Origin of the sequence: Streptomyces sp. NPDC004629, assembly GCF_042873595.1 — a bacterium.
Classification (GTDB): Bacteria; Actinomycetota; Actinomycetes; order Streptomycetales; family Streptomycetaceae; genus Streptomyces.
Map to the genome: position 1 here is coordinate 14,897 of NZ_JBIALO010000049.1, position 25,180 is coordinate 40,076.

General features: G+C 73.0%; 26 protein-coding genes. 9 read left to right on the forward strand and 17 right to left on the reverse strand.

Annotated features, from left to right (window positions below; genetic code table 11):
* Positions 1-90: 90 nt before the first annotated feature.
* The 4 genes from ACFYTE_RS39750 to modA form a co-directional block, all read right to left on the reverse strand.
* Complete coding sequence (locus tag ACFYTE_RS39750) at positions 91-510, reverse strand: molybdopterin-binding protein (protein WP_388721721.1); 420 nt, start codon at positions 508-510, stop codon at positions 91-93.
* A 90-nt stretch (positions 511-600) separates the two neighbouring features.
* Positions 601-1,692, reverse strand: coding sequence for an ABC transporter ATP-binding protein (locus tag ACFYTE_RS39755; protein ID WP_388721723.1), 1,092 nt, complete (start codon positions 1,690-1,692; stop codon positions 601-603).
* 268 nt (positions 1,693-1,960) lie between these two features.
* Complete coding sequence (modB, locus tag ACFYTE_RS39760) at positions 1,961-2,821, reverse strand: molybdate ABC transporter permease subunit (protein ID WP_388721725.1); 861 nt, start codon at positions 2,819-2,821, stop codon at positions 1,961-1,963.
* Complete coding sequence (gene modA / locus ACFYTE_RS39765) at positions 2,818-3,645, reverse strand: molybdate ABC transporter substrate-binding protein (protein ID WP_388721727.1); 828 nt, start codon at positions 3,643-3,645, stop codon at positions 2,818-2,820. The genes modB and modA overlap by 4 nt, the downstream gene beginning before the upstream one ends.
* Positions 3,646-3,853: 208 nt before the next feature.
* Between modA and ACFYTE_RS39770 the strand changes: the two genes are divergently transcribed.
* Entirely contained in the window at positions 3,854-4,315 is a 462-nt protein-coding gene (locus ACFYTE_RS39770) for a molybdopterin-dependent oxidoreductase (RefSeq protein ID WP_388721728.1), read from the forward strand.
* Between the two features lie 18 nt (positions 4,316-4,333).
* Here the strand turns inward: ACFYTE_RS39770 and ACFYTE_RS39775 are convergent, their stop codons facing one another.
* The 6 genes from ACFYTE_RS39775 to ACFYTE_RS39800 form a co-directional block, all read right to left on the reverse strand.
* Entirely contained in the window at positions 4,334-4,729 is a 396-nt protein-coding gene (locus ACFYTE_RS39775) for a molybdopterin-binding protein (RefSeq protein WP_388721729.1), read from the reverse strand.
* Between the two features lie 73 nt (positions 4,730-4,802).
* Positions 4,803-5,321, reverse strand: coding sequence for a hypothetical protein (locus ACFYTE_RS39780; protein WP_388721730.1), 519 nt, complete (start codon positions 5,319-5,321; stop codon positions 4,803-4,805).
* Positions 5,322-5,424: 103 nt separating this feature from the next.
* Positions 5,425-7,380 carry an amino acid transporter gene (locus ACFYTE_RS39785; protein ID WP_388721731.1) on the reverse strand — a complete coding sequence of 652 codons (1,956 nt, stop codon included), beginning with the start codon at positions 7,378-7,380 and terminating at the stop codon, positions 5,425-5,427.
* 217 nt (positions 7,381-7,597) lie between these two features.
* Positions 7,598-7,834: a hypothetical protein gene (locus tag ACFYTE_RS39790; protein ID WP_388721732.1), complete on the reverse strand. Its 237-nt coding sequence runs from the start codon at positions 7,832-7,834 to the stop codon at positions 7,598-7,600.
* 314 nt (positions 7,835-8,148) lie between these two features.
* Positions 8,149-8,355 carry a DUF5999 family protein gene (locus ACFYTE_RS39795; RefSeq protein WP_388721764.1) on the reverse strand — a complete coding sequence of 69 codons (207 nt, stop codon included), beginning with the start codon at positions 8,353-8,355 and terminating at the stop codon, positions 8,149-8,151.
* A gap of 305 nt (positions 8,356-8,660) precedes the next feature.
* Positions 8,661-9,245, reverse strand: coding sequence for a hypothetical protein (locus tag ACFYTE_RS39800; RefSeq protein ID WP_388721733.1), 585 nt, complete (start codon positions 9,243-9,245; stop codon positions 8,661-8,663).
* Between the two features lie 553 nt (positions 9,246-9,798).
* Here ACFYTE_RS39800 and ACFYTE_RS39805 point away from each other — a divergent pair.
* A complete protein-coding gene (locus ACFYTE_RS39805; RefSeq protein WP_388721734.1) occupies positions 9,799-11,316 on the forward strand; it encodes a glutamate--cysteine ligase in 1,518 nt (505 codons plus the stop codon).
* 57 nt (positions 11,317-11,373) lie between these two features.
* Here ACFYTE_RS39805 and ACFYTE_RS39810 read toward each other — a convergent pair whose 3' ends face one another.
* Positions 11,374-13,155, reverse strand: coding sequence for a substrate-binding and VWA domain-containing protein (locus tag ACFYTE_RS39810; protein ID WP_388721736.1), 1,782 nt, complete (start codon positions 13,153-13,155; stop codon positions 11,374-11,376).
* Between the two features lie 187 nt (positions 13,156-13,342).
* Here ACFYTE_RS39810 and ACFYTE_RS39815 point away from each other — a divergent pair, with 187 nt between their 5' ends.
* On the forward strand, positions 13,343-14,143 hold the full coding sequence (locus ACFYTE_RS39815) for a CPBP family intramembrane glutamic endopeptidase (protein WP_388721738.1): 801 nt from the start codon (positions 13,343-13,345) through the stop codon (positions 14,141-14,143).
* Between the two features lie 51 nt (positions 14,144-14,194).
* Here ACFYTE_RS39815 and ACFYTE_RS39820 read toward each other — a convergent pair whose 3' ends face one another.
* Complete coding sequence (locus ACFYTE_RS39820; protein WP_388721740.1) at positions 14,195-15,004, reverse strand: PhzF family phenazine biosynthesis protein; 810 nt, start codon at positions 15,002-15,004, stop codon at positions 14,195-14,197.
* 213 nt (positions 15,005-15,217) lie between these two features.
* Between ACFYTE_RS39820 and ACFYTE_RS39825 the strand changes: the two genes are divergently transcribed.
* Complete coding sequence (locus tag ACFYTE_RS39825; RefSeq protein WP_388721742.1) at positions 15,218-15,853, forward strand: PadR family transcriptional regulator; 636 nt, start codon at positions 15,218-15,220, stop codon at positions 15,851-15,853.
* 137 nt (positions 15,854-15,990) lie between these two features.
* Here the strand turns inward: ACFYTE_RS39825 and ACFYTE_RS39830 are convergent, their stop codons facing one another.
* Positions 15,991-16,419 (reverse strand): SRPBCC family protein, encoded by a 429-nt coding sequence (locus ACFYTE_RS39830; protein ID WP_388721744.1) that lies wholly within the window; start codon positions 16,417-16,419, stop codon positions 15,991-15,993.
* A gap of 78 nt (positions 16,420-16,497) precedes the next feature.
* Positions 16,498-16,692 carry a hypothetical protein gene (locus ACFYTE_RS39835; RefSeq protein ID WP_388721766.1) on the reverse strand — a complete coding sequence of 65 codons (195 nt, stop codon included), beginning with the start codon at positions 16,690-16,692 and terminating at the stop codon, positions 16,498-16,500.
* Between the two features lie 218 nt (positions 16,693-16,910).
* Here ACFYTE_RS39835 and ACFYTE_RS39840 point away from each other — a divergent pair, with 218 nt between their 5' ends.
* The 3 genes from ACFYTE_RS39840 (at position 16,911) to ACFYTE_RS39850 (ending at position 19,781) form a co-directional block, all read left to right on the forward strand.
* Entirely contained in the window at positions 16,911-17,549 is a 639-nt protein-coding gene (locus tag ACFYTE_RS39840; RefSeq protein WP_388721746.1) for a Clp protease N-terminal domain-containing protein, read from the forward strand.
* Between the two features lie 99 nt (positions 17,550-17,648).
* A complete protein-coding gene (locus ACFYTE_RS39845) occupies positions 17,649-18,647 on the forward strand; it encodes a DMT family transporter (protein WP_388721748.1) in 999 nt (332 codons plus the stop codon).
* Between the two features lie 180 nt (positions 18,648-18,827).
* Positions 18,828-19,781: a DMT family transporter gene (locus tag ACFYTE_RS39850; protein WP_388721750.1), complete on the forward strand. Its 954-nt coding sequence runs from the start codon at positions 18,828-18,830 to the stop codon at positions 19,779-19,781.
* A gap of 420 nt (positions 19,782-20,201) precedes the next feature.
* Here ACFYTE_RS39850 and ACFYTE_RS39855 read toward each other — a convergent pair whose 3' ends face one another.
* Positions 20,202-20,834: an FMN-binding negative transcriptional regulator gene (locus tag ACFYTE_RS39855; protein ID WP_388721752.1), complete on the reverse strand. Its 633-nt coding sequence runs from the start codon at positions 20,832-20,834 to the stop codon at positions 20,202-20,204.
* Positions 20,834-21,517 carry a pyridoxamine 5'-phosphate oxidase family protein gene (locus tag ACFYTE_RS39860; protein ID WP_388721754.1) on the reverse strand — a complete coding sequence of 228 codons (684 nt, stop codon included), beginning with the start codon at positions 21,515-21,517 and terminating at the stop codon, positions 20,834-20,836. Before ACFYTE_RS39860 ends, ACFYTE_RS39855 begins: the two co-directional genes overlap by 1 nt.
* Before the next feature lie 35 nt (positions 21,518-21,552).
* Here ACFYTE_RS39860 and ACFYTE_RS39865 point away from each other — a divergent pair, with 35 nt between their 5' ends.
* On the forward strand, positions 21,553-22,884 hold the full coding sequence (locus tag ACFYTE_RS39865; RefSeq protein WP_388721756.1) for an aminotransferase class I/II-fold pyridoxal phosphate-dependent enzyme: 1,332 nt from the start codon (positions 21,553-21,555) through the stop codon (positions 22,882-22,884).
* A gap of 219 nt (positions 22,885-23,103) precedes the next feature.
* Here ACFYTE_RS39865 and ACFYTE_RS39870 read toward each other — a convergent pair whose 3' ends face one another.
* Positions 23,104-24,024: a DMT family transporter gene (locus ACFYTE_RS39870; protein ID WP_388721758.1), complete on the reverse strand. Its 921-nt coding sequence runs from the start codon at positions 24,022-24,024 to the stop codon at positions 23,104-23,106.
* 74 nt (positions 24,025-24,098) lie between these two features.
* Between ACFYTE_RS39870 and ACFYTE_RS39875 the strand changes: the two genes are divergently transcribed.
* A complete protein-coding gene (locus tag ACFYTE_RS39875) occupies positions 24,099-25,001 on the forward strand; it encodes a LysR family transcriptional regulator (protein ID WP_388721760.1) in 903 nt (300 codons plus the stop codon).
* Positions 25,002-25,180 lie beyond the last annotated feature (179 nt).

The window sequence follows — 25,180 nt, forward strand, 5'->3', positions numbered from 1 at the left end:
AACGCGTGAGGGTGCCCGCCGGTCCTCCGGCGGGCACCCTCACGCATGTCCGTCGCAAGGCGGACGTGCCGTCCTCGGACCACGGGGGCCTCAGGCCGTCGCCAGCGACACCTCCGTCGACTTGATCAGGGCGAAGACGGCGGAGCCCGCCGACAGACCCAGGTCGGTGACGGATTCGCTGGTGATGGCCGAGGTCAGCTCGCCGCCCTCGACCGCGATCTTCACGGAGGCCATCGCGCCGCCGGCGGCGATGCCGGTGACCGTGCCGGGCAGCTGGTTGCGGATCGAGACGCGTTCGACCGGGGCGGTGGCCAGGGCGACCTCCGTCGACTTCACCAGGGCGCGCACGGCGGAGCCCGTGACGAGACCGAGGTCCCGGGCGGCCTCCAGGGTGATCGCGGCGATCAGGTCCTGCCCGCCGGTGAGGCGGACCTTCACGGTGGCCATCACCTCGCCCGGGGTGACGGCGGTGACGGTGCCGGGGAGCTGGTTGCGGATGCTCAGGCTCATGGGAACGCCTCGCAGGATGTGGGGAGATGATGTGGGGGTATTGGGGGTCACGAGCCCCTGGCGGTCCCCACCGTAGCCGCAGCCGCTGCCTCAGGCCGGGTAGGCGTGGGTCTGCGTCGCCTTGACGGTCGCCCACACCGGGGCACCCGGGCGCAGATCGAGTTCCGCGGCGGCGACCGTGGTGAGGTCGGCCGCGAGCGGCAGTTCGCCGGTCAGGTCGGCGCGGATCTGGTCACCGTGGGTCTCCAGGCCGGCCACCTCGCAGCGCCACAGGTTGCGGGCGCTGGTACCGGTGGGGCGGTCCCGGTGGAGGGTGACGGCGCCCGGTGGGAAGGCCACGAAGACCGGGCCCGACAGGTCCTCGGTCGTGGTGACGGCGGGCCCGCCGTCCAGCCGTACCGTGTGGCCCTCGGCCCGGCCCCGGTAGAGATTGAGGCCGACCAGCTGTGCGATGTAGTCCGTGCGCGGATGACGGGCGATGTCGGTGGGGGAGCCTTCCTGGACCACGCGGCCGTGCTCGACCACGACGAGCCGGTCGGCGAGCACCATGGCGTCCAGCGGGTCGTGGGTCACCAGGACGGCGACCGCCTCGAACTCGGCGAGGTGGCGGCGGAGCTGGGCGCGCACCTGAAGCCGGGTGCGGGCGTCCAGGGCGGCCAGCGGCTCGTCGAGGAGCAGCAGGCGGGGGCCGGTGGCCAGGGCCCGGGCCAGGGCGACCCGCTGGGCCTGGCCGCCGGACAGCCGGCGCGGCTTGGCGCCCGCGTGCTCGGCCAGGCCCATGCGGTCCAGCCAGGCGGCGGCGCGGGCGCGGGCCTCGGCCTTGGTCGCGCCCTGGCAGCGGGGGCCGAAGGCCACGTTGTCCAGGGCGGACAGGTGCGGGAAGAGCAGATAGTCCTGGAAGACGACGCCGACGGGACGTGACTCCGGGGCCGTGCGGTCGAGGGCGGCGCCGTCCAGTCGCAGATGGCCGCCGGTGAGCGGGGCGAGACCGGCGAGGGCGCGCAGGGCCGTGGTCTTTCCGGCGCCGTTGGGCCCGAGCAGGGCCACGACGTCTCCGGGCGCGGCCCGCAGGGCGATGTCGAGGCGGAAGGAACCGCGGTCGACGACGAGCCGGGCGTCGAGCCCGTCACCGCGGGTGCCTTCGGCGACGAGGCCGGCGGTGGTGTCGTCGATGTCCGTCATGGAGTGCACATCCAGGAGGTCGGGCGGGCGGGGTGACCGTGCCGGACGGACCGGACCGGACCGACCGTACCGGGGGCGCGGCGGTCGTCCCGTGGGCGGTGCCGTGCGGCGGGGAGGCGGTGGGCCGGGGCGTGGACGGTGCGGATGCGGCTGTTCGTACCGGCGATCGTACGGCCGTACGCCGTGGGACCGCTCCGGGATCGCGCCCGCGATCTTCGGCACGCCGGTACGGCCGCGGCGCGCGCGTGGACGACGGGGGAAGGGGGCGTCACGGCGTGGTCAGCCAGCGGTCCCGCAGCCCTGCCAGTACCGCGATCGAGACCGCGAGCAGCACCAGGCTGAGCGCGATGGCCGCCTCGGGGTCGTTCTGGAGGGCCAGATAGACCGCGAGGGGCATGGTCTGGGTGCGGCCGGGGAAGTTGCCGGCGAACGTGATGGTCGCGCCGAACTCGCCGAGCGCGCGGGCCCAGGCCAGGACCGCGCCCGCCGCGATGCCCGGGGCGATCAGCGGCAGCGTGACCCGGCGGAACGCGGTGAACCGGGAGGCGCCCAGGGTGGTGGCCGCCTCCTCGAAGCGCGGGTCGGCGGCGCGCAGCGTGCCCTCGACGCTGATGACGAGGAACGGCATCGCGACGAACGCCTCGGCGATCACGACGCCCGTCGTGGTGAACGGCAGCGTGATGCCGAACCAGGAGTCCAGCCACTGCCCGACGACTCCGTTGCGGCCGAGGGCGAGGAGCAGGGCCACACCGCCGACCACCGGGGGAAGGACGAGGGGCAGGGTGACCAGGGCGCGTACGACACCGCGGCCGGGGAAGTCGGTGCGGGCCAGCAGCCAGGCCAGCGGCACGCCCAGGATCAGGCTCACCCCGGTCGCCGCGGTCGCCGTGATCAGCGACAGTTGGAGCGCCTGCCACACCTCGGTGCTGCTCAGCAGCTCCGGCAGACTGCCCCACGGGGCCCGGACGAGCAGGGCGAGCAGGGGCAACAGCAGAAACGCCAGGGCGACGACGCCGGGCAGCAGGAGCGGCAGCGGCACGCCGCGCCGGCCCGGTGCGCGGGCGTCCCGGCGGCGCGGTCCGCCCTTCGAGGTGCGGGGCGCGGCGCCGGACGCGTCGAGCCGGGTCACGGCGTGAGGAACCCGGCCTCGCCCAGCACCCGCCGGCCCTCGGCGGAGCGTACGAGCGCGATGAACGCGTCGGCCGCCTCGGCGTTGGGCGCGTTCTTGAGCAGGGCGATCGGATAGTCGTTGACGGCCTCGGCCGACTCGGGGAAGTCCACGCCCTCCACCTTGTCACCCGCGGCCTTCACATCGGTCTTGTAGACGACCGCCGCGTCGGCCTCCTTCAGTTCCACCTTCGTCAGGGCGCTCTTGACGTCCTGTTCGTAGGAGACCGGGGTGAGCTTGAGCTTGCCGGCCTCCAGGGCCTTCTGGGCGGCGGCGCCGCACGGCACGGTCTTGTCGCACAGGACGACCTTCAGACCGGACTTGGTGAGGTCCTTCAGGGAGGAGACCTGGTCGGGGTTGCCCGGCAGGGTGGCGATCTCCAACTGGTTGCGGACGAAGGTGACCGGGGTTCCGGCCGCGTCGCCCTTGTCGGTCACGATCGCCATCGTCTTCGGGCTGGCGGCGGCGAAGACATCGGCCGGCGCGCCGCCCGTGATGCTCGCCGCGAGGGTGTCGCTGCCGCCGAAGTTGAAGGTGACCTCGGTGCCCGGGTGCTGCTTCTCGAACGTGGCGCCCAGTTCGGTGAAGCTCTCCTGAAGCGAGGCCGCGGCGAACACGGTCACCGTGCCGGACAGCTTCGGCGCGGCCGAGGACGAGCCGGACGCGGAGTCCTCCGTGGACGACGAGTCGTCCGCGGAGGAGCAGGCGCTCAGCGCCATCAGGGCGGCGGCTGTCGCGCCGGCCACCTGCAGCATCCGCCGGGACCGGCGCTCGGAACGGGTCATCACGGTTCTACTCCTTCGAGCCTCGGACAAGCTGTCGCGCTCCGCCACGGCCGCACCGGGCCGTGCCGCGATGAGATGATACAGCCGCATCTGCGAGGCGAAGGCCCTCGGATGCATCGCATGAGCGGGGAGAACCTTGGATCAAGCCAGGCATGTGCGTTTGGGGGGGTTCGTGCCGCGGGTACCGTCATCCGGGAGGTGGTCGCACGTGACGCTCGCCGAACTCGCCCTGACCGGCGACCTGACCCGGCCGGCCCGCCTCACGGTGCCCGATCTGCTCGCCTGGCCGCAGCACCGGGTACGGGTCGCCTTCGAGTGCGCCACCAGCGGAACGCAGCACCACCGGTTCGCCGGTCCGCTGCTGTACGACGTCCTGTCCGACGCGGGGCCCGGCTTCGATCCCGTGCGGCGCAAGGACCGACTGCGCTTCCTCATCGCCGTCGACGGCAGGGACGGGCACCGCGCGCTGCTGTCCTGGGCCGAGATCGACCCCGACTTCGCCCATGCGCCCGTGCTGCTCGCCGTCAGCATCGACGACGCCCCGCTCGACCGGCACGGGCCCCAGCTGGTGCTCCCTCAGGACCGGTGCGGGGCGCGGCACATCAGCGGTATCAACGGGATACGCGTGGACGGACGCTACCGGTGCGCCACGCAGACCTCGGCCGGTTGAGCCGGGTGGGGGTTGCTCTTATACGCGGTCGATGTGCACGTTTGTCGACTTCACGCGGGCGGTGGCCTCCATGCCGACCTCCAGGCCCAGTTCCTCCACGGCCTCCCGGGTCAGCAGCGAGACCAGCCGGTGCGGCCCCGCCTGGATCTCGACCTGGGCCGCGACGTCGCCGAGCTTGATCGCGGTGACGATCCCCGGGAAGGCGTTGCGCACCGAGGTGTACGACGTGTCCTCGTCGCCCCCGCCCGCCCTGGCCAGCTCGACCGAGAACGCCGCCAGGTCCCTGCCGTCGATGAGCCGCCGTCCGGCCTCGTCGCGGTGGGTCGCCATCCGGCCCGCGTCGGCCCAGCGGCGTGCGGTGTCCGGGCTCACGCCGAGCAGCCGCGCCGCCTGGCCGATCGTGTAGGACTGCATGCCGGTCACGATAGGGCCACGGGCCGGGAACGGCGCAGTTGGGGCGGGTGGCGGCGGGTCCGGCGCGGCGGCGTCAGGACATCCCGGATTCCTTCAGCACGGCCCGGGCCCCTTCGTCGTCGATGGCCCGTTCCAGTCTGCGCAGCACCTCCACGCCCTGGCACAGGGTGCCGCTCTGCAGCGAGTGGCGCAGTCCCGTGTCGACCTCGTGCCACAGGAACGGGTTGGCGGCGAGCACCCGGGGGTCGAGTTCTAGGCGCCGGCCGTCGATGTCCCGGAACACCAGGTGCGAGGAGACGCCGTCGTACTGGCGGACGCCCACCATCGCGTCCGTGCGGACCGCCCGTCGGCACAGCGGTCCGCGCACCGAGAGCCAGCCGCGGCCCGCGGCGACGCGCGGCGGCATCAGAAGCAGCCCGATGGCGGTGGCGAGCCCGAGCCACAGGGCCGCGCGCCCCGGGGTGAACGTGCCCGCCTCCCAGTCGGTCAGCGTCGCCAGGGTGCCGAAGACGAGCGCGTAGACCACCGCCAGCCGGGCGCTGCCGCGCCAGTGGCGGTCGCCGGCCGGGATGGGTGCCGCGTCGCGCTCCATACCACCGAGGCTAGGCCACTTGGATGGCCGCCACACGCCGTGCTGACATGGCTCTGATGCCGTCTCGCCCTTTCCTTACGGTCCCTTGGCGTGGGGGTTCCCGTCAGCCCGTGTGGACCCGCGGACGCCGGCCGCGGTTCGGCTCCGCCTCGCGCAGCACCTCGCGGGTGACCGGGGCGACCTCGCCCTGGCCGAACAGGAAGAAGCGCAGGAAGTTGGCGAACGGGTTGCCCTCGGTCCACTCGAAGTAGATGTGCGGGGTGCATCCGGTGCTGTCCCGGACGTGCAGGAGGAGCGCGGCGAGGGCGTTGGGGATGGAGGCGGATTCCAGGGTCATGACACGGTAGCGGTTGTGCAGGACCTCGCCGTGCACCGTCAGGCCCGCCTCGAACTCGGACGGGTCGGTGACGGTCACCTCGACGAAGACGAAGTCCTCCTGCTCGGGGAGGTCGTTGTCCTGGCGGATCTGCTCGATCTTGTCGCGGTACTCGGCCTTGTCGCGCCGGTCGGGCTCGTTGGCGATGAAGCGAATCTTCCGGCTGGCCATGTCCCTGACGAACCGTTCCGCCATGTCATCCAGCGTCACACCGGTCACGCGCAGCTCGAAGGCCCGGGCCAGCCGGGACAGCAACGAGACCAGGATGATGCCGGCGATGAAGCATGCGCCGATCTTCACGCCGTCGGGACGCTCGATGACGTTGGCGACCGTCGTGTACAGGAACACCGTCGCGATGACCCCGAACACGACCGTCCAACGGCGCTGCCCGGCCTTGCGCGAGGCGATGGTCACCGCGATCGCCGCGGAACTGATCAGCACCAGCACGCCGGTGGCGTAGGCGCCGCCCTGTGCGTCGACGTTGGCATCGAAGATCCAGGTCACCAGGAAGGCGATGAGGGTGAAGACGATGACCATCGGGCGCACGGCGCGCGCCCAGTGCGGGGCCATGCCGTAGCGGGGCAGATAGCGCGGCATCAGATTGAGCAGGCCCGCCATCGCGGAGGCGCCCGCGAACCACAGGATCGCGATGGTCGCGATGTCGTAGACCGTGCCGAAGGTGTTGCCGAGGTACTCGTGCGCGAGGTACGCCAGCGCGCGGCCGTTGGCCCGGCCACCGGGCTTGAACTCGTGCGCGGGGATGAGCAGCGTGGTGATGAGGCTGGTGGCGATCAGGAAGCAGCTCATGATCACGGCCGCGGTGGTCAGCAGCTTCCTGGTGTCCCTGATCCGGCCGGTGGGACGTTCCTCGGTGTCGGCCTGGTCGCCCCGGACGTGCGGCATGACGGCGACGCCGGTCTCGAAGCCGGACAGGCCGAGCGCGAGTTTCGGGAAGACGATCAGGGCCAGCCCGATCATGACGAAGACATTGCCGTGCTCGGTGGTCAGGGCGCTGGTCCAGTCGGTGACGACATGGCTCGCGGTGACGGTGTGCCACAGGCCGGTGATCACGACGACGAGGTTCAGCGTGAGGTAGACGCCGACCAGCGCGACGGCGACGCCGATCGCCTCCAGGAAGCCCTTGAGGAAGACCGCGCCGAGCAGGGCCACGAGCAGCAGGGTGATCAGCATCTGCCGGCCGTGCAGCGCGCTGTTCAGATGCGGGTTCTCGATCAGGTGGGTGGAGGCGTCGGCGGCCGACAGGGTGATGGTGATCAGGAAGTCGGTGGCCGCGAAGCCCAGCAGGGTCAGGACGAACAGCTTGCCCTTCCAGAAGGACAGCAGCCGTTCCAGCATCGCGATCGAGCCCTGGCCGTGCGGGCTCTCCTCGGCCACGCGCCGGTAGACCGGCAGGGCGCCCGCCAGGGTGACGATCACCAGCACGATCGTGGCGAGGGGGGAGAGCAGACCGGCCGCCAGGGCGGCGATGCCCGGCTGGTAGCCGAGGGTCGAGAAGTAGTCCACACCGGTCAGGCACATCACCCGCCACCAGCGCTGCCCCCGGTGGGCCGGCTCCGGCTCGGCGTGGGGTCCCGTCAGGCCGCCCTTCCTGCCCATGTCGGCCAGGCCCTCCAGCATCCAGGCGCGCAGCCGACCGGTGGGCGGGTGCTCGATCGTGGCCATCGGGGGGTGCTCCTGACGTGCGGCTCAGCCCTGTTTTCGGCCATCATTGCGGCGGCGGATCCAGCGTAAGCAGACAGTGACGTGCGGGCCTGTGGGCCGAAGGGCCGGAGGGCGTCAATCTTGCGTTAAGAAAGCCGGGTCGCACCGGCGTCCGCCCGGCAGGCCGCCCACGGCCGTGCGCTGCGCCGTACGGCGGACCACCGCCGCCAGCCCCGCGTCACCGTGTCTCTCGTGGCGCCACCGGTCCTGGCGGTCGGCGCGCCGAACGTGGCCGACGGGCCGTCGTCGCGCAGGCCGCCGCCGTGCCGAGGGTGAAGCCGCCGAGCAGCCCGTGGCCGGTCGGGACAGCCAGGAGCGCCGACGTGCGCAGGCCGTCGACGGCGCTGTCGCGGTGGGCGGGGATCCGGTCGTCGATCTTGGCGGTGAGCCTTGGTTGCTTCGCGGGGGTCTTCATCACAGCTCTCCATCGGCGATCGCCGCGAACGCGGCGCCGCATGCGTGACACTCCTGCCGGTCCGGCGGCCCGGCGCAGCACTTTCCGATGGGCTGTGTCAGCAAGGGCGGCAGCCTCGCCCAGGACCGTCGGCGGCAGCTACGCGCCCACCATCCGCCATCACGACGGTCGCTGGACGGATGCCGCCCGTCGAGTTCCGGCCCGTCGTCTGACCCGCCGCGGTCACGGACACGCGTCGGGGCCGGTGCGCACCGGTGTGTGCGAGCCGGCTCCTCATGTCACCGGGCGTGGCGGCGCACCGCCCGGGTGGTACGTCAGGCGGCGGTCATCACCCGGTGGGCGCCCAGCGGGCGGTGCGGGGCGATGATCTGGCCGTCGGGCAGGATCTCACCGGTGTCCTCGAAGAGCAGAACGCCGTTGCACAGCAGGCTCCAGCCCTGCTCCGGGTGGTGCGCCACGAGACGGGCGGACTCCCGGTCGGCGGATTCGGCGGTCGGACACGGTGGCTGGTGCTGGCACATGGGTGGGATCTCTCGCTGTGTCGTGGTCATGTTGGTCCCCCGTGGTGATGAGTCGGTCGGAATCCAGTGTTGCCGTCTGGGCGTCGATCCGCAGGGATTTCACAGCACCGCTTCTTCACAGGGTGATGACGCATCGCGCACGCGTATGGTTCAGCTCAACTTGGGGGCCGCTTCGGATGGTTCGCGACGAGGGGAGCGAAGGCCGGGGTCGTCGGACTCGCGCCCGCCCCGCGACGCCGTGCACGCAAGGGGACTACCCCGCCTCCGGGTGCCGGAGACGGGGTACGGCAGGGGTGCGGGGCGGTTCAGGCGGGCGAGCCGAGCAGGGGCACGGGCGTCACCCGGTGGGTCAGGACCGGCAGCAACTCGGCCACCCGGTGCGGGGTGTGGGCCGCGATGCCGGGCGGCGCGGGGGCCAGCGGCACCAGCAGGTCGGTGGCGGCCGGATGGTCCTCGGCGCCGTCCGCCGCGTGGTTGCCGTGCAGCCACAGTGCGAGCATGTACAGGCCCGGTACGGACAGCAGACGCGGCTGGTAGGGCTGGGTCAGCGTCTCGGCCTGGTGCAGGGCGCGTTCGGTGGAGGCGAGGTAGGGACCCTCGAAGAAACGGGAGAACGCCCAGCCGTCCGCGGTCAGCACGGTCTCGGCCGCGGCCACCGAGCGACCGCCACAGCGGATCATGAACCGCCAGCCGGTCAGCCGGGTGACGGCCCCGGACTGTGCCGTGATCCGGTCCAGCACATGGACGGGCAGCGGGAGTTCGGCGGTGACGGGTCCCTCCGCGTTGCGCAGGGAGGGGGTCGGGGCCTCGCGGACCGCGGTGGGGGAACCGAGGGCCATGAGGACGGAGCGCAGTGCGGGCGTGGGAGCAGGGGGGACTTGCAGCGGCATGGTGGGTCGCCTCTCTCGTTCGACAGGCGCGGTGGCGCGAGGGCGTGGGCGGACGGCGCTGTCAGCTCGATGCGGCAGTGAGGGTGGGACCCGGGTCGGTGAGCGAGGTGCGGGCGAGGCCTGCCGCACGTCACCTTGACGGCAGGAATCAGGACCGTGGGTGCCAACCGTCTGCCTTGGTGCGGAGTTTATACGACAAATGTTCAGCCGCTGTTTCAGCTAACCCTCGCCGGTGAATAGTGCAAGGCGCTATTCGGTCGCCGATTCGCGGTATTCATGCCGATTCAACATCCGATCCGGCCCGCTGACCTCGGAATACGCTCCCCGGGCGGTCGGCCGAATGCCGTCGGTGTTTTTCACGAGATCGACGGGGCACCCGAAGACGCGGACGACTTCATGCCTGGTGAATGTGCCACAGGACACATTCCGACAGCGTAGCGGTCGCGGGGGTCGCGCGGGACGTTATCGATCGCTTCGGCTGGGCATCATCCAACCTGACCGGTACCACCGGCGGCCGGAGGCTCGGCCCGCCCATCCGAGGAGGGACGCTTCGATGGGGGAGAAGGTCGTGGCGGGGTCGTTCGACCTGTCCGAGCGCCGGCGCCACCGCGACAAGCTCGTGAGGTGTCTCACGGGACTGGAGCGCCTGCTGGCCGAGAAGCGGTTCGACCGCCCGAAGAACCTCATGGGCGTGGAGATCGAATTGAATCTCGCCGGCCCGGACGGCATGCCCAGAATGCTGAATGGACAAGTACTGGAGCGCATCGCGAGCCGCGATTTCCAAACAGAACTCGCCATGTTCAACCTGGAAGTCAACATAGCTCCACACCGCTTGGGCGGCCGGGTATTCGACCGGCTCGCGGAGGAACTTCGTACCGCACTCGCCTACGCCGATCGCAAGGCTCAGGAGGTGGACGCCGGGATCGTGATGATCGGTATTCTGCCCACCCTCGACCGCGACGACCTGGTCTCCTCCAACCTCTCCGAGGCCGATCGCTACACGCTGCTCAACGACCAGATCGTGGCCGCGCGCGGCGAGGAGTTCGTGCTGGACATCGCGGGCGTGGAGCACCTCACCTGCACCTCGAAGTCGATCGCGCCCGAGGCGGCCTGCACCTCCGTCCAACTGCACCTCCAGGTCACCCCGGCACGCTTCGCCGACGTGTGGAACGCGGCGCAGGCGGCCTGCGCGGCCCAGATCGCGGTCGGCGCCAACTCCCCCTTCCTCTTCGGCCACGAGCTGTGGCGCGAGTCCCGGCCGCCGCTGTTCCAGCAGTCCACGGACACCCGCCCGCCCGAACTCCAGGCCCAGGGGGTGCGCCCGCGCACCTGGTTCGGCGAGCGCTGGATCTCCTCGGCGTACGACCTGTTCGAGGAGAACCTGCGGTTCTTCCCGGCACTGCTGCCGATGTGCGACGACGAGGACCCGCTGAAGGTGCTCGACGCCGGAGACGTGCCCCGGCTCGCCGAACTCGTCCTGCACAACGGCACGGTGTACCGCTGGAACCGCCCGGTCTACGGCATCGCGGACGGCGTATCGCACCTGCGGGTGGAGAACCGCGTGCTGCCCGCGGGGCCGACCATCACCGACGTCATCGCCAACGCCGCCTTCTACTACGGTCTCGTGCGCGCCCTCGCCGAGGAGCAGCGGCCCGTGTGGACCCGGATGCCCTTCGCCACGGCCGAGGCCAACTTCCACGCCGCCTGCCGGTACGGCATCGACGCCCGCTTCGTGTGGCCGCGGCGTGGCCGCTACGGCGGCATCGGCGAGGTCGACGCGGTCACCCTCGTACGCGACGAACTGCTGCCGCTGGCCGCGGCCGGGCTGGACGCGTGGGGCGTCGAGCCCGCCGACCGCGACCTGTATCTGGGCGTCATCGAGGAGCGCTGCCGACGCCGGGTCAACGGCGCGGCCTGGCAGGCGGCGACCTTCCACCAGGCCCTGGAACAGGGGCTGTCCCGGGACGCGGCGCTGGCCGCAACCACCCGCCGCTACGCCCAGCTGATGCACCTCGGCGAGCCCGTCCACGCCTGGCCGGTGGGGCTGCCGCAGCCGGCACCCCTCGGCTGACCGCACGGACACCGGTATGCGGCGGTGCGGCGGCTGCCCGCGCCGCCGGTCGCGGGTTCAGCCCGCGGTGCGGCCCGCGCCCGCCGCGCCCGCCGCCACGATCGCCTTCAGGATCACCGCATGGATCTGAGCGGGATCGTCGACCATCTCGGCGATGCCGCCGGTGGCCTCGGCCAGCCGCGCGGCCTCGTCCCGGGACGCCTCGGGGCCCACGGCGATGACGACCAGCGGGACGGGCCGCTCGGGGTCGCTGAGCTTCTCCAGTTCGGCGACGAGCGCGGAGCGGGAGATGCTGCCCGGATCCTCGTTCACCCCGTCCGTCAGCACCACCAGCGCATTGAACCTGCCCTTCGCGTACGACGCCGTCGCCGCCCGGTACGCGGCCAGCGTCGTGTCGTACAGGCCCGTGGCGCCGCCCGGCACCGGTTCGAGGCCGCCGAACGCCGCCGACAGCCGGGCCCGTTGTGTGCCGTCGCCCTTGCCGTCGCCGAGCCGCTCGGTCGGCACCAGGACGCGGTAGTCCGTGTCGCCGTCCAGCCGGGTGGCGAACTCCCATAGCCTGATCTCGTCCTCGGCCGTGAAGGTGTCGAGGGCCTGGAGCAGCGCCGACCGGGTGACGTCCATGCGCGTGCGGGCCGTACCGGGCACCGGCTCCGCCATCGACGCGGAGGCGTCCACGACCGTGGTGATCCGGGCGCTCTGCACCGTGATCGTCCACGTGCCCAGCGCCTGTTGGAGGGCCGTGCCGGTCGGCGGTTCGGCCGACGGCTCCGCGTACGGCTGCGGGGTGCTGCCCCCGGCCCGGTCGACCAGCGTTCGGGAGACGGCGTCGTCGTCCGTGCGGAAGCCGTACTTCTCCAGCAGCCGGTGCTGTGCGGGCTGCCGCAGATACGTCATGAACCGGACCGCGGCCCGGCTCTCGTCCGTGGTCAGTTCCGCCTCGTCGACCAGCGCGTAGGGATGGTCGAGCGACGGGGACCCGTCCGTGGGATAGAAGAGGTCGAGCCGCCGGCCGGGGTCGGCCGTCGCGTTGTGGGCGAACGCGGCCTGTTCGCTGAGGATCAGCGCCGCGTTGCGCTCGGGGTCGTCCTGCGCGGTGCCGGAGGCGTCACTCGGGAGCGTGCGCAGCAGCTGTTCGTCGGTGGCGGAGACGCGTTGCGCGAGCGCCTTCATCATGGCCGCCGCCTGGGTCTGCCCGTTCTTCGTCCCGGCCGCGGCGGCGCCCAGCCGGGTGAGCGCGAGCAGCCCGGTCGCGCTGCGCGCCGGATCGGCCGCGCCGAGCCGCAGGGAGTCGCTCTGCAGGGCGGCGCCCGCCAGTTCGGTCCAGGTGTACGTCTTTTTCGGCCAGCCCAGCGAACGGGCGGCGGCCGGCAGCATCGCCACCCCCACCGGGGTGGCGGCGACCCGGCCCAGCTGGTTGACCTGCGTCGCCCTGGCGTCCGCTGCGACCCGCTCGACCCACACCTCCGAGTCGGGCACCCACACCTGCGCGTCGGGCTTGCCGCCCCTGCGCAGCGTGTCCGCGACATCGGAGGAATCCTGCGCGCTCACCGTGAGGGCGATGCAGCGGCCGTCGGAGGTGACGTCCTCCTCGCGCGCCCGCTCGGCCGCCGCCCGCAGCGCCGGGGCCAGGTCCGGGGCGGCGGCCAGCGTCAGCCGTACCGGGTCGTCCTGGCAGGAGGGGCCGAACGAGAGCAGCCCGCCGCGCACGGCCGCCGCCGTGCCGGCCGCGACGGTCAGGACGAGCACCGTCGCGATGGCGACGCTGCGGCGACGGGCGCGGGGACGGGGGTCGGCCGCGCCCGCCCGGGACCGATCGGGCAAGCTGTGACGTCCCATGGCGGTGGTGCCCCTCCCTGGTGAGCCGCGCGGCGGAATCCGGCCGCACGGCACGCCACAGGGAGGTACGCCCCCGTGCGGCATCCGTCCCTCGGGCGGCCTGTCGCGCGCGTCCTTCGTAACTTCTTTCGAGACCCTAGCGGGGCGAGGACGAGCATGGGGCGGGATCAGTCAACTGGAGGCAGGTGTGCAGGTGGAGGCGGACCCGGTGGCCGGTTCTGAGCCGCGGGAGCGGCCCTCGCGACGGACGCTCCGGGACGAGACGCTGCTCGTTCTGGCCCTTTCGCTCGGCGCGAGCGGGGTGTCCGCTCTGATCAGCTTCATCGGATCGGTCACGAAACCGGGCGGCCTCAAGGACCAGGCCGCGACCCTCAACGCCTCGGCCGCGCCGGGCCGGCCCTGGCTGGATCTCGCCTGGCAGCTGTTCGGCATCGCGACGGCGCTCGTCCCCGTCGCGCTGGTCGCGCACCTTCTGATGCGCGAGGGGAAGAGCCTGCGCACCCTCGGCTTCGACCGCACCCGGCCCTGGCCCGACCTGGGCCGCGGAGCCGGTGTCGCGGCCGTGATCGGCAGCGCCGGGATCGCCTTCTACCTGGCCGCCCGCGGACTCGGGTTCAACCTCACGGTGGTGCCCGAGGCCCTGCCCGACGTGTGGTGGAAGTACCCCGTGCTGATCCTGTCCGCGCTGCAGAACGCGATCCTCGAAGAGGTGATCGTCGTCGGCTATCTGCTGCGCAGGCTCGGCCAGTCGGGCTGGGGCCCGGGCGCCGCGCTGGCGGCGAGTTCGGTGCTGCGCGGCTCCTACCACCTGTACCAGGGCATCGGTGGCTTCATCGGCAACCTGGTCATGGGCGTCGTCTTCGTCCATCTGTACCGGCGCTGGGGCCGGGTCGGTCCGCTGGTGGTCGCGCATTCCCTGCTCGACATCGGCGCGTTCGTGGGCTACGCGCTGCTCGCTGGCAAGGTGGGGTGGCTGCCGACGGCGTGAACCGGTTGGCGTGGGGGCGTACGGCCGGCTCGTACGCCCCCAGGGCGGGTCTCAGGCGAGCAGTTCTCCGTCGATGACGGTGACCGCGCGGCCGGTGAGCAGCGTGCGCTCGCCACGCAGCACGGTGCGGACGACGCCGGAGCGCGCGGAGGCCTGCAGGCCGGTGAGCGCGGAGCGGCGAAGGCGCGCCGACCAGTGGGGCGCGAGGGCCGTGTGCGCGCTGCCGGTGACCGGGTCCTCGTCGATGCCGACGTTCGGGAAGAAGCACCGGGAGACGAAGTCATGGCCGCGGTCCGGGTGCGCGGCGCGCGCCGTGGCGATGATGCCGCGCGCCGAGTAGGCGGCGAGCGCCTTGTGGTCGGGCGCGAGGTCGAGGACGGTCTTTTCGTCGGCGAGTTCCAGCAGCAGATCGCCGACCTGCGGGCCGGTGTCGAACGCGGCGACCGGCTCGGCGCCCAGGGCTTCGGCGACGCCGGCCGGGACCTCGACGGGGGTGAGCGGGGCGGTCGGGAAGTCCAGGGTGATCGAGCCGTCCGCGCCGGGGGCCGCGATGAGCACACCGCTGCGGGTGGCGAAGCGCACCGGCCCCTCGTGCGCGCCGGTGGTGTGCAGGACGTGGGCGGTGGCGAGCGTGGCGTGCCCGCACATCGCCACCTCCGTGACCGGCGTGAACCACCGCAGGGCCCAGTCCGCGGAGCCGCCCTCGGGCAGGCGGTGCGCGAACGCCGTTTCGGCATGGTTGACCTCCATGGCGATGTCCTGGAGCCGGTCGTCCTCGGGGAAGGCGTCGAGGAGCAGGACCCCTGCGGGGTTGCCGGCGAAGGGGCGGTCGGTGAAGGCGTCGACGATTCGGATGCGCATGCCGACGACGCTAGAGGTGCCGGCCCGGGACGCACCAAGGCCAATCCGCGAGCCCTGGCCCGATCGCGGTCCCCGTCCCCGGTTCCAGTGACCCGGTCCCGGTCCCCGCTTCCCGTCCCGTGGGACGACTCACCCCGGCGGGGTTGTCGTTCGAGTGTTTGCGATATATCGTTGAGGCATCGCGACTGATCAACGATGAATGGAGTGATGGCGATGCGTACCCACGGATTCGAGCGTGGACATCGACAGGACGGCCCCCACCGGTACGACCGGGGCGGTTCTGACGGGCGTCGGGCCGCCTTCGGGCCGTTCGGCCCCGGCGGACCCGGCTTCGGGCACGGCGGACACGGCGGACCCGGCTTCGGACCCGGGCCCTGGGGGCCGCGAGGCCGCGGCGGACCGCGCGGCAGGGCACGGCGCGGTGACGTACGGGCCTCGATCCTGGCCCTGCTCAAGGGCCGGCCGATGCACGGCTACGAGATGATCCAGGAGATCGCCGAGCGCAGCGGCGGGGCGTGGAAGCCCAGCCCCGGCTCGGTCTACCCCACCCTCCAGTTGCTGGAGGACGAAGGGCTGATCACCAGTGAGAGCGAGGGCGGCAAGAAGCTGTTCTCCCTCACCGAGAGCGGCCGTGCCGCGGCCGACGAGGGGGCCGACGCCCCCTGGGAGGAGGCCTCGCGCGGGGTCGACTGGGAGGCGCTCGGCGAGATCCGCCAGGCCGGCTTCGGCCTGATGGAGGCATTCGGCCAGGTCTGGCGGACGGGCTCGAAGGAGCAGCGCGAGAAGGCGCTGGCCGTCATCAACGAGTCCCGCAAGAAGCTGTACCTGATCCTCGCCGACGAGGACTGATGCCCGCGGGCCGGAAGGTCGCGGCCCGTGCGCCCCGGCCGGAAAGCCGCAGGCTGCGGCCGAAAGGAGCGGCGCGTGCGATCGGAGGGCGCCCCGTGGAGCGATCCGCGGGGCGCTTTCGCATGCGCGCGGCCGGCTCAGGTCACCAGTCCGTCCAGCTTGCGCAGCGACTCGTTCAGGGCTGCGGTCGCCGAGTCCTTGAGCTTGCCCGCCATCAGTGAGACGGCGGCACCGGTGAACTCGCCGTCGATCCGGACCGTCGTGGCCTCGCCCTCGGGCGTGAGCGTGTAGCGGGTGGCGACGGTCACCGCCATCGGCCCATTTCCGCGGATCGCGAGCACCCGGGCCGGCTCCAGCTCCTCGATGGTCCACTCGACCTCCGCCGGGAAGCCCATCAGCTTCATGTTCTCCTGGAAGGTCCCGCCCACCGCCAGGGTCTCGGGGCCGCCCTCGGGGAAGCTGGTGTGGGTCGCGTTCCACTCTCCGTACGCCGACCAGTCCGTGAGCCGGGCCCATACCTTCTCGGCCGGTGCCTGGATGCGTGCCTCCGCGCTGACTTCGGCCATGCGACCACCCCTTCGTGTCGGGCTACGGTGTCGCGGAACGTAGCCGCAGGGTCCCGAACATTCAATACTGATGAACCGTCAGGAAATGTGCGGGTGCGGTCCCGGCCGGCCCACCCGCCGTATCACCGCCGCGTCGAACCGGTCCCGGGCGCGCGGGAGCCTGCTCTCGTCATGGCAGTGCCACGCGTCCCAGAACAGATCGGCGGGCAGCGCGTCCGCCGGGGCGTACACCCGGTACACGTACTGCCTGCCGTCGACCGCAGGCAGGGCCACCAGCCAGGACCCGCTCACCACGCTCGTGTGGACGTGCCCCGGCGCGCGGCGGTTTCCTTCGGGGCGCGGGGCAAGGCAGCGCGCGCCGGCGCGGGGAAAACGGCCTGATCTCCTCCGTAAGGAGGAGATTGCGGCCCGCGGCGTCCACTTTGTGTGGGACGCCGAAATGCTTCCCTTCGGGGATGACTCCGGCCTGCGGGGCTGATGGGGTAGGGGATGTGCAACCCCGTATTCCCCGCCAGTCCGCCCATGACCAGGGCACGGACCGCGCGGGCGGCGATGCCGGACTCAGTGCCGAGCTGGCGGCGGTGGTCGCCGGTGCCCGCCGGAGGGCCGTCAGGGACGGGGACCGGCAGATCGACACCGCCCATCTGCTGCACTCGCTGCTGGAGTCCGATCCGGACGTGCGCGCCGTCATCGGCGACGCCCCGCAGATCGCCCGCCTGCTCGGCTATCTCGTGCAGCGCAGCATCGGTTACGGCCTGCGCTGGCAGAACTCCGTGGAGGACTCGGGTCCGATCGCCGTCGTACGCGATGCAGGACCGGCCGGTGCGCAGTCCAAGGAGCCGCAGCCGAAGGAGCCGAAGCCGAGCGCGCCGGCGCCCAAGGGTGCGGACCCGCGCGAGACGGCGGGCTGGTCGCCGCTGGCCGCGGCCGCCATGCGGTACGCCGCGGCCCGCGCCGCCCTCCGTGGCGCCGACCGCGCCATCGGCACCGACCTGCTCGCGGCCGTCGTCGGCGACCGGCAGTCCCGGGCCGTCGAGGTGCTCGGCCGGGCCGGGATCGACGTGTCCGGCCTGCTCACGCGGATCGACAGTCGCGCGGGGGAGTACGCGGCGGACGGCGAGGCTTTCTGAGGCGGGGCCGGCCGCCGAGCCGAGTCCGACCCCCGTCCAGCCGGTGAGACAGGTGTCAACGGGGGTGACGGTCATGACGTCGCCTGTCATCATGGGCCGATGCCTACGTCTGAGAGCAGTCCGGGCAGCCACGGGAAGGGCGTCGGCCTGGGCCTCGCGCTCGGTTCGGCGCTCGCCTTCGGGGGATCCGGTGTCGCGGCCAAGCCGCTGATCGAGGCGGGACTCGATCCGCTGCACGTGGTGTGGCTGCGGGTGGCCGGTGCCGCCCTGGTGATGCTGCCGCTCGCGGTGCGCCACCGCGCCCTGCTGCGCCGCCGCCCCGGACTCCTCGTCGGCTTCGGCCTGCTCGCCGTGGCCGGCGTGCAGGCCTGTTATTTCGCCGCGCTCTCCCGCATCCCGGTCGGCGTCGCGCTGCTCGTGGAGTACCTCGCCCCCGCCCTGGTGCTCGGCTGGGTGCGGTTCGTGCAACGGCGGCCGGTGACCCGCGCCGCCGCGCTCGGCGTGGTCCTCGCGGCCGGCGGTCTCGCCTGCGTGGTCGAGGTGTGGTCGGGGCTGGGCTTCGACGCCCTCGGACTGCTGCTGGCCCTCGGCGCCGCCTGCTGCCAGGTCGGCTACTTCGTCCTGTCCGACCAGGGCAGCGACGCGGGCGCGGAGGCACCGGACCCGCTCGGTGTCATCGCGTACGGCCTGCTCGTCGGCGCCGCCGTGCTGACCGTCCTGGCCCGTCCCTGGACCATGGACTGGTCCGTGCTCTCCGGGACCGCGCGGATGCACGGCGACGCGGTGCCGGCCGTGGCGCTGCTCGCCTGGATCGTCCTGGTCGCCACGGTCGCCGCGTACATCACGGGAGTGCTGTCCGTGCGCCGGCTCTCCCCGCCGGTCGCGGGGGTCGTGGCCTGCCTCGAAGCGGTCGTCGCGACCGTGCTCGCCTGGGTGCTGCTCGGCGAGCACCTGTCGCCGCCGCAGCTGGCCGGCGGCGTGATCGTGCTGGCCGGCGCCTTCATCGCGCAGTCCTCGACGCCCGCCAGGGGCTCCGCCGAGCCGGTGGCGGGCGGCGGCGCGGAACGCGAGTTGTCCGTCAGAGGGAGGGCCGCATAAGGTGCTGGGCATGCCGTCGAACGCACTTGTCCTTCCGCCCCCGGCCGCCTGAGGCGGGCCTCCGGAAACCACGCCCGGCACATCGCCGCCGGGCCGGACGGTGTTGCCCGTAGATGAAGTCAGCGCGCCCCGCCTGAGCGGGTCGCCTCCCGTACTTCTGCACATCTGCGGAGAAGATTCGTGTCGAACCCTGCCTTCGGGCTGCCCGTCGGGCGTGGCCTGCTCTATCTGACCGTCGCCGGTGCCGCCTGGGGCACCGCCGGAGCCGCCGCCTCCCTGGTCTACCGGGCCAGTGACATGGGCGCCACCACCCTGTCCTTCTGGCGCTGCGCCGCCGGGCTCGCGCTGCTGCTCGCCGGCCGGCTGCTGCGCCGCGGCGCCCCGCGTCCGGCCGTCCCGGAACCGCTCGGCCGCAAGGCCGTGAAGGCGGTCGCCACCGGCCTCGGCCTCGCCGTCTTCCAGACCGCCTACTTCGCGGCCGTCTCCGCCACCGGGCTCGCCGTTGCGACCGTCGTGACGCTGGGCGCCGGACCCGTCCTGATCGCGCTCGGTGCCCGGCTCGCGCTGGGCGAGCGGCTGGGCCGGGGCGGGACCGCCGCCGTCGTGGGGGCACTCGCCGGACTTGCCGTGCTCACGCTCGGCAGCGCGGGCGCGTCCGTACGCCCCTCGGGGGTGCTGCTCGCGCTCACCTCGGCGGGCGGCTACTCCGCGATGACGCTGCTCACCCGCTGGTGGGGCCGGCACGGCGACGCGGACGCCTCCGGCACGACCGTGTGGGCGTTCGCGGTCACCAGTGCGTGCCTGCTGCCGTTCGCGCTGGCGGACGGCCTGGTCCCGCACACCGCGCATCCCGCGCGGGTCCTGTGGCTGGTGGTCTACATCGCGGCGATCCCCACCGCGCTCGCCTACGCCCTCTACTTCGCGGGCGCCGCCGTCGTACGGTCGGCGACCGTCTCGGTGATCATGCTGCTGGAGCCGGTGAGCGCGGCGGTCCTCGCCGTCACGCTGCTCGGCGAGCACCTGACGGCGCCGACGGTCGCGGGCACCCTCCTGATGCTGGCCTCGGTCGGCGGCCTGGCGGCGGCGGAGGCGAGAAACGCCCGCCGAACGGCGGCCGGCCCGGTGCCGGTCTGACCCGCCCGCCCCCAACACGCCTGTCCCCGCCCGGCGTCCCGCCCCCGGCCAACCTCTTGCCTCCGGCCGACTCCTTCCTACACCCGGCCGGTCCGCGAACGGTTCGAGCCGGCGAACCGGACCGCGATCCGGTCCCCGCGGGCGAACCGCAGCGCCGTCCGGCCGATCCGCGAGCGTGCGGCGGATCCTTCGGGCGCCCGGCGGATCCTCGGTGCGTCCGGCGGGATTCCCGCAGGTCCAGGGTTCGCGGGTGTCCGGCGGTGTCCCGGGGCGTCTGGCCGGTTCCCCGAGGTGTCCGCGGGTTCCCCGCAAGTCCAGGGTTCCCGGTGTCCGGCGGTCTCCCCGGGGTGTCCGGGGGGTTCCAGGTGTCCGGGGGTGTTCAGCCGGCGTCCGGGGTGTCGTCGGCGGGCGGTCGGGGGTTCAGGAGTGGCGTCGGCGTAGGAGGTGTTCTCGGGCGGCGCTGTCGCGCGGGCCGCGGCGCCGTGCCGGCGCCGAGGCGATCCGCTCCTGGACCTCCTCGGGCTTGTGGCCCGCGTATGTGAACTTGGCCCGTACGCCGGTCACTTCGAGGCGCAGCCCGCGGATGCCGGGCAGCATCCTGCCGTACGGCGGCCCGCCCGGTGTCGCGGGTGCCGAGCCGCCCGCGGGCTGGAAGTGGCCGAGCCGGCGGTTCAGGAGGTCGGCCTTCTCGGCGGGGTCGTCCACCACGTGGGCCGTGCAGCGGAGCTGGACGGCCGCGTAGAAGCTGGTCGGGACGCCGTGCTCGGCCGGGGTGCCGGGGGCGGGCTGCCAGGGGCCGGGAACGTAGACGTAGTCGTCGACCACGCTGAGCAGCACCTGGGGGTCGGCCTGGAGCGCGGCCCACAGGGGGTTCGGCCGGGCGAGGTGGGCGACGACCTCGGCGCGGCCGGCGTCGTAGGCGAAGCGGAGGGGCTGGACGGCGGGCGGCTCGCCGGGTGGGCCGTTGACCGCGAGCCGGCCGAAGTCGTGCGCGGCCGGCCAGGTCTGCCATTCCGTGTCCTCGTGCGGTGCGTCCCAGGGGTGGATCAGCATCACAGGGACTTGAGGTAGCCGGGGAGTTCGACGCCGGGGGCGAGATCGGGGTCGGGGAGCGGGGCGTCGTAGCCCTTGCGCAGCGGGACGACGCCCGCCCAGTGCGGGAGGGCCAGGTCCTCGGGCTCGTCGTTCACGCCGCCGGTGCGGAGCTTGGCGGAGACCTCGTCCAGGTCCAGCCGGATCACCGCGGTGGCGGCCAGCTCCTTCTTGTTGGCGGGCCGGGAGTCGGCCGAGCGGCCCGGGACGGCGTGGTCGACCAGCGCGTCCAGGGCCAGCCGCCGCTCCTCGGGGTCCGTGACCTCGTGGGCGGTGCCGTGCACCACGACGGAGCGGTAGTTGAGGGAGTGGTGGAAGGCGGACCGGGCCAGGACCAGGCCGTCGACATGGGTCACCGTCAGACACACCGGGAGCCCGGGGTCGGCCTGCCCCGTCATCCGCAGCGGGCGCGATCCGGTGGAGCCGTGGACGTACAGCCGCTCACCGACCCGGGCATACAGCGTCGGCAGCACCACGGGCGCGCCGTCGCGGACGAAGCCGAGGTGGCAGACGTAGCCCTCGTCGAGTATCGCGTGCACCACGTCGTGGTCGTACGACGCCCGGTCCGCGGAGCGGGTGGGGACGGTGCGGTCGGTCGGGGTGTAGGCGGCGGGCTGCGGCGGTGTCTGCTGAGGCCCCTGCATGGCGCCCTCCATTGCACTAGTGCATAATGTGATTTGTGCTAGGAGAGTATCCGATCGAAGGCCGTGGCGCAGCGGAGATTGCCGCGAGCGTCGAGCGCGCGGTGGGCGACGGCCGCCTGGAGCCGGGCCGACTGCTGCCGCCCATGAGGGAGTTGGCGGCCACGCTGGGCGTCAACCCGAACACCGTGGCCGCCGCCTACCGCACCCTGCGGGAGCGCGGGGTCATCGAGACCGCCGGCCGCCGGGGCAGCCGGATCCGGCCCAAGCCGGCCACGACCGGCCGTGCGCACCTGGATGTGGCCGTGCCGCCCGGGGTGCGTGACCTGTCCGACGGCAACCCGGACCCCGCGCTGCTGCCACCGCTCGCGCCCGCCCTCGCGGCGGTCGCGGCGGCGGGGGACAGGGAGCCGGTCCTGTACGGCGCCGAGCCGGTGGAGCCGGAGCTGGCCCGGATCGCGCGGGCCGAACTCGACGCCGACGGGGTGCCCGACGGGCCCCTCGCGGTGGCGTCCGGATCGCTGGACGCCGTGGAACGGGTGCTCGTCGCGCACCTCAAACCGGGCGACGCGGTCGCCGTCGAGGACCCCGGCTGGGGTCGCACCCTGGACCTGGTGCCCGCGCTCGGGCTGCGCACGGTCCCCGTGGACGTCGACGACGACGGGCCGCTCGTGGACGGCCTGCGGCGCGCCCTGGAGTCCGGCGCGCGTGCGCTGATCGTCACGGACCGCGCGCAGAACCCCACCGGCGCCTCGGTGAGCGCCGCACGCGCGCGTGCCCTGCGATCCGTGCTGCGCGCACACCCGCACACCCTGCTGATCGAGGACGACCACGGCCACGGCATCGTCGATCTGCCGCTGCACCCCCTTGCGGGCGGCACGCACCACTGGGCCTTCGTCCGCTCGGTGGCCAAGGCGTACGGCCCCGATCTGCGCCTCGCCGTCCTCACCGGCGACCCCGTCACGGTCGACCGGGTGCGGGGCAGGCAGCGGCTGGGGCCGGGCTGGGTCAGCCGGCTGGTGCAGCGGGCCGTGGTCCGGCTGTGGACGGACGGCGCGGTGGACGGACCTGCGGTGGCCGCGGCCTACCGGGCCCGCCGGGACCCGCTGGTCGACGCGCTCGCGGAACGCGGGATCCGCGCCCACGGGCGCAGCGGCATGAACGTCTGGATCCCCGTACCGGACGAGACCGGCGCGGTCGCCCGGCTCCTGCACGCCGGCTGGGCCGTCGCCCCCGGCGCCCGGTTCCGCCTCGCCGCCCCGCCCGCCATCCGCATCACCGTCTCCACGCTCACGGAGCAGGAAACCGTCCCGCTGGCGGACGCCGTCACCACAGCCCTGGCACCCGGACCCGCACGAAGCTACGTCTGAGCAGGCCCCTGGCGAAGTTCATTGCGGGGACACCAGCGCCCCGAAAGGGGCGCGGGGCTGTGTCGATATGCGGCTCCGCCGCGCGGGCGCGACCAGCCACGACGGTGCGGTAGCTGACTGACGGCAGGTCGCGCCGGACGGGACGCGAGGAGCTACGCGAGCAGCCGTAACGGCGCCGCAGACGGCCGACGGCCCAGCGCGGCACACCCAGCGGAGCGCTCAGCGTGCCTGGGTGAGGGCGGCGCCCGCCAGGACGATCAGCGCGCCCGCCGGTGTCGCCCAGGTCAGTGACTCGTTCAGGATCGCGACGCCGGCGGCGGTGGCGATGACCGGGATGAAGTAGGTGACCATCTGCGCCGTGGTGGGCCCGACCTCGGCGACCAGGCCGTACTGCACCAGCACGGCCAGCCCGGTGCCGAGCGCACCGAGGGCGGCGACGGCGAGCAGCGGGACGAGCGGGAAACGGCTCGGGAAGGACGTGAACAGGGGCGTGACGACGGCCAGTTGCACCGTGGCCAGCAGCAGTTGCGCGCCGGTCATCGACAGGTGCGAGCGGCCCGTACCGGCCAGCGTGCGGCGGACGTAGATCCAGCCGACGGGATAGCTGAGCGACGCCAGCAGCGCCATCGCCGTACCCGTGGCGTCCAGCCCGTGGAAGCCCTGCCAGGCGCCGAGGACGGTCAGGACGCCGAGGAAGCCGAGGCCGAGCCCCGCGACCCGCAGCCGCGTCGGGCGGTCCTCGGACAGCGCGACCAGGGACAGGGCCATGCCCCACAGGGGCGAGGTGGCGTTGCAGACGCCGGCCAGCGTGGACGGGATCGTCAGCTCCGCGTACGCGAACAGGGAGAACGGCAGGGCGTTCAGCAGGAACGCGGCGACCGTCAGATGGAGCCAGGTGCGCGGGCCGCGCGGCAGCCGCTCCTGCTTCACGGCCATCGCCGCGACGAGCACCGCCGCACCGAACACCAGCCGGCCGAGCGTGACCTGGAACGGTGCGTAGCCCTCCGTGCCGACCTTGATCAACAGGAAGCTGAAGCCCCAGATCAGCGACAGTGCGCCGAACCGGAGGCGCCAGTCGAGGCGGGTGCGGGCAGCGGCGGCGGGGCGGGCCCCGGTCCGGGCGGGGGTGGCGGTGCTCATGGGCGCAACGATGCTGGAGCCCACCTCGTAGCACAATCGAAAATTCTCACCTAATACCTCTTAGTATTGCTTACATGTTGAACCTGGAGCGCCTGCGCACCCTCGACGCCCTCGCCCGGCACGGCTCGGTCAGCGGGGCGGCCGAGGCCCTGCACGTCACCACCTCCGCCGTCTCGCAGCAACTGGGCAAGCTGGAGCGGGAGGTCGGGCAGCAGCTCCTCGCCAAGAACGGGCGGGGCGTGCGCCTCACGGACGCGGGCCGGCTGCTCTCCGAGCACGCGGCACGCATCCTCTCCCAGGTGGAGCTGGCCCAGTCCGACCTGGAGGCGCACCGCGGGCAGGTCGTCGGCGAACTGCGGCTCTCCGCGTTCCCGACCGCCGCCCGCGGGCTGTTCCCCACCGCGCTCGCGGCCCTGCGCGCCCGGCACCCGGCCCTGCGGGTGCGCTCGTGCGAGCTGGAACCGGAAAGCGGCGTCGCCGGGGTGGTGCGCGGCGACCTCGACCTCGCCGTCGTACTGGACTGGTACAACAAGCCGATGCCGGTCCCGGACGGGCTGGTGAAGGCGCCCCTGCTGGACGATCCCGCCGATGTCGCCATGCCCGCGGGCCACCGGCACGCGGAGCGCGCGGAGGTGGACCTCGGGGAGTTCGCCGACGACGAGTGGATCACCTGGGGAGAGGGCGAGTTCTGTCACGAGTGGCTGATCTTCACGCTGCGCTCGCGCGGCGTCGAACCGATCGTCGGCCACCGCGCCGCCGAGACGCACACCCAACTGGGTCTTGTCGCCTCCGGGCTGGGCGTGTGCATCGCCCCGCGGCTGGGCCGCCACCCGGTACCGCCCGGTGTCGTCATGGTCCCGCTCACCCAGCGGGTGCGCCGTCATGTGTACGTCGTCTGGCGGGCCGACGCCGATCGCCGCCCGTCGATCCGGGCGGCGGTCCAGGCGCTGCGGATGGCGGCCGAAACGGTGGGCTGAACCCGGCGATCCGCCCTAGGTCTGGCCTAGATGAATGAGTCCAAGGGTTCGCCTGCGGGCATGGCGCGAGGGCGCCCACTGTCGATGTGTGACGAAAGACCTGGACACCCTCGCAACGGCACTCTATGCCCGGATCGACGACGAGTTGAAGGCTTCGCCGTGGCTGGCCCCCTGGCGCC

Coding starts and splice junctions, on each gene's coding strand:
- ACFYTE_RS39750 (WP_388721721.1), bottom strand. CDS start 510: ATGAGCCTGAGCATCCGCAACCAGCTCCCCGGCACCGTCACCGCCGTC.
- ACFYTE_RS39755 (WP_388721723.1), bottom strand. CDS start 1,692: ATGACGGACATCGACGACACCACCGCCGGCCTCGTCGCCGAAGGCACC.
- modA (WP_388721727.1), bottom strand. CDS start 3,645: ATGACCCGTTCCGAGCGCCGGTCCCGGCGGATGCTGCAGGTGGCCGGC.
- ACFYTE_RS39775 (WP_388721729.1), bottom strand. CDS start 4,729: ATGCAGTCCTACACGATCGGCCAGGCGGCGCGGCTGCTCGGCGTGAGC.
- ACFYTE_RS39780 (WP_388721730.1), bottom strand. CDS start 5,321: ATGGAGCGCGACGCGGCACCCATCCCGGCCGGCGACCGCCACTGGCGC.
- ACFYTE_RS39785 (WP_388721731.1), bottom strand. CDS start 7,380: ATGGCCACGATCGAGCACCCGCCCACCGGTCGGCTGCGCGCCTGGATG.
- ACFYTE_RS39790 (WP_388721732.1), bottom strand. CDS start 7,834: ATGAAGACCCCCGCGAAGCAACCAAGGCTCACCGCCAAGATCGACGAC.
- ACFYTE_RS39795 (WP_388721764.1), bottom strand. CDS start 8,355: ATGTGCCAGCACCAGCCACCGTGTCCGACCGCCGAATCCGCCGACCGG.
- ACFYTE_RS39800 (WP_388721733.1), bottom strand. CDS start 9,245: ATGCCGCTGCAAGTCCCCCCTGCTCCCACGCCCGCACTGCGCTCCGTC.
- ACFYTE_RS39805 (WP_388721734.1), top strand. CDS start 9,799: ATGGGGGAGAAGGTCGTGGCGGGGTCGTTCGACCTGTCCGAGCGCCGG.
- ACFYTE_RS39810 (WP_388721736.1), bottom strand. CDS start 13,155: ATGGGACGTCACAGCTTGCCCGATCGGTCCCGGGCGGGCGCGGCCGAC.
- ACFYTE_RS39820 (WP_388721740.1), bottom strand. CDS start 15,004: ATGCGCATCCGAATCGTCGACGCCTTCACCGACCGCCCCTTCGCCGGC.
- ACFYTE_RS39825 (WP_388721742.1), top strand. CDS start 15,218: ATGCGTACCCACGGATTCGAGCGTGGACATCGACAGGACGGCCCCCAC.
- ACFYTE_RS39830 (WP_388721744.1), bottom strand. CDS start 16,419: ATGGCCGAAGTCAGCGCGGAGGCACGCATCCAGGCACCGGCCGAGAAG.
- ACFYTE_RS39845 (WP_388721748.1), top strand. CDS start 17,649: ATGCCTACGTCTGAGAGCAGTCCGGGCAGCCACGGGAAGGGCGTCGGC.
- ACFYTE_RS39855 (WP_388721752.1), bottom strand. CDS start 20,834: ATGCTGATCCACCCCTGGGACGCACCGCACGAGGACACGGAATGGCAG.
- ACFYTE_RS39860 (WP_388721754.1), bottom strand. CDS start 21,517: ATGCAGGGGCCTCAGCAGACACCGCCGCAGCCCGCCGCCTACACCCCG.
- ACFYTE_RS39870 (WP_388721758.1), bottom strand. CDS start 24,024: ATGAGCACCGCCACCCCCGCCCGGACCGGGGCCCGCCCCGCCGCCGCT.
- ACFYTE_RS39875 (WP_388721760.1), top strand. CDS start 24,099: ATGTTGAACCTGGAGCGCCTGCGCACCCTCGACGCCCTCGCCCGGCAC.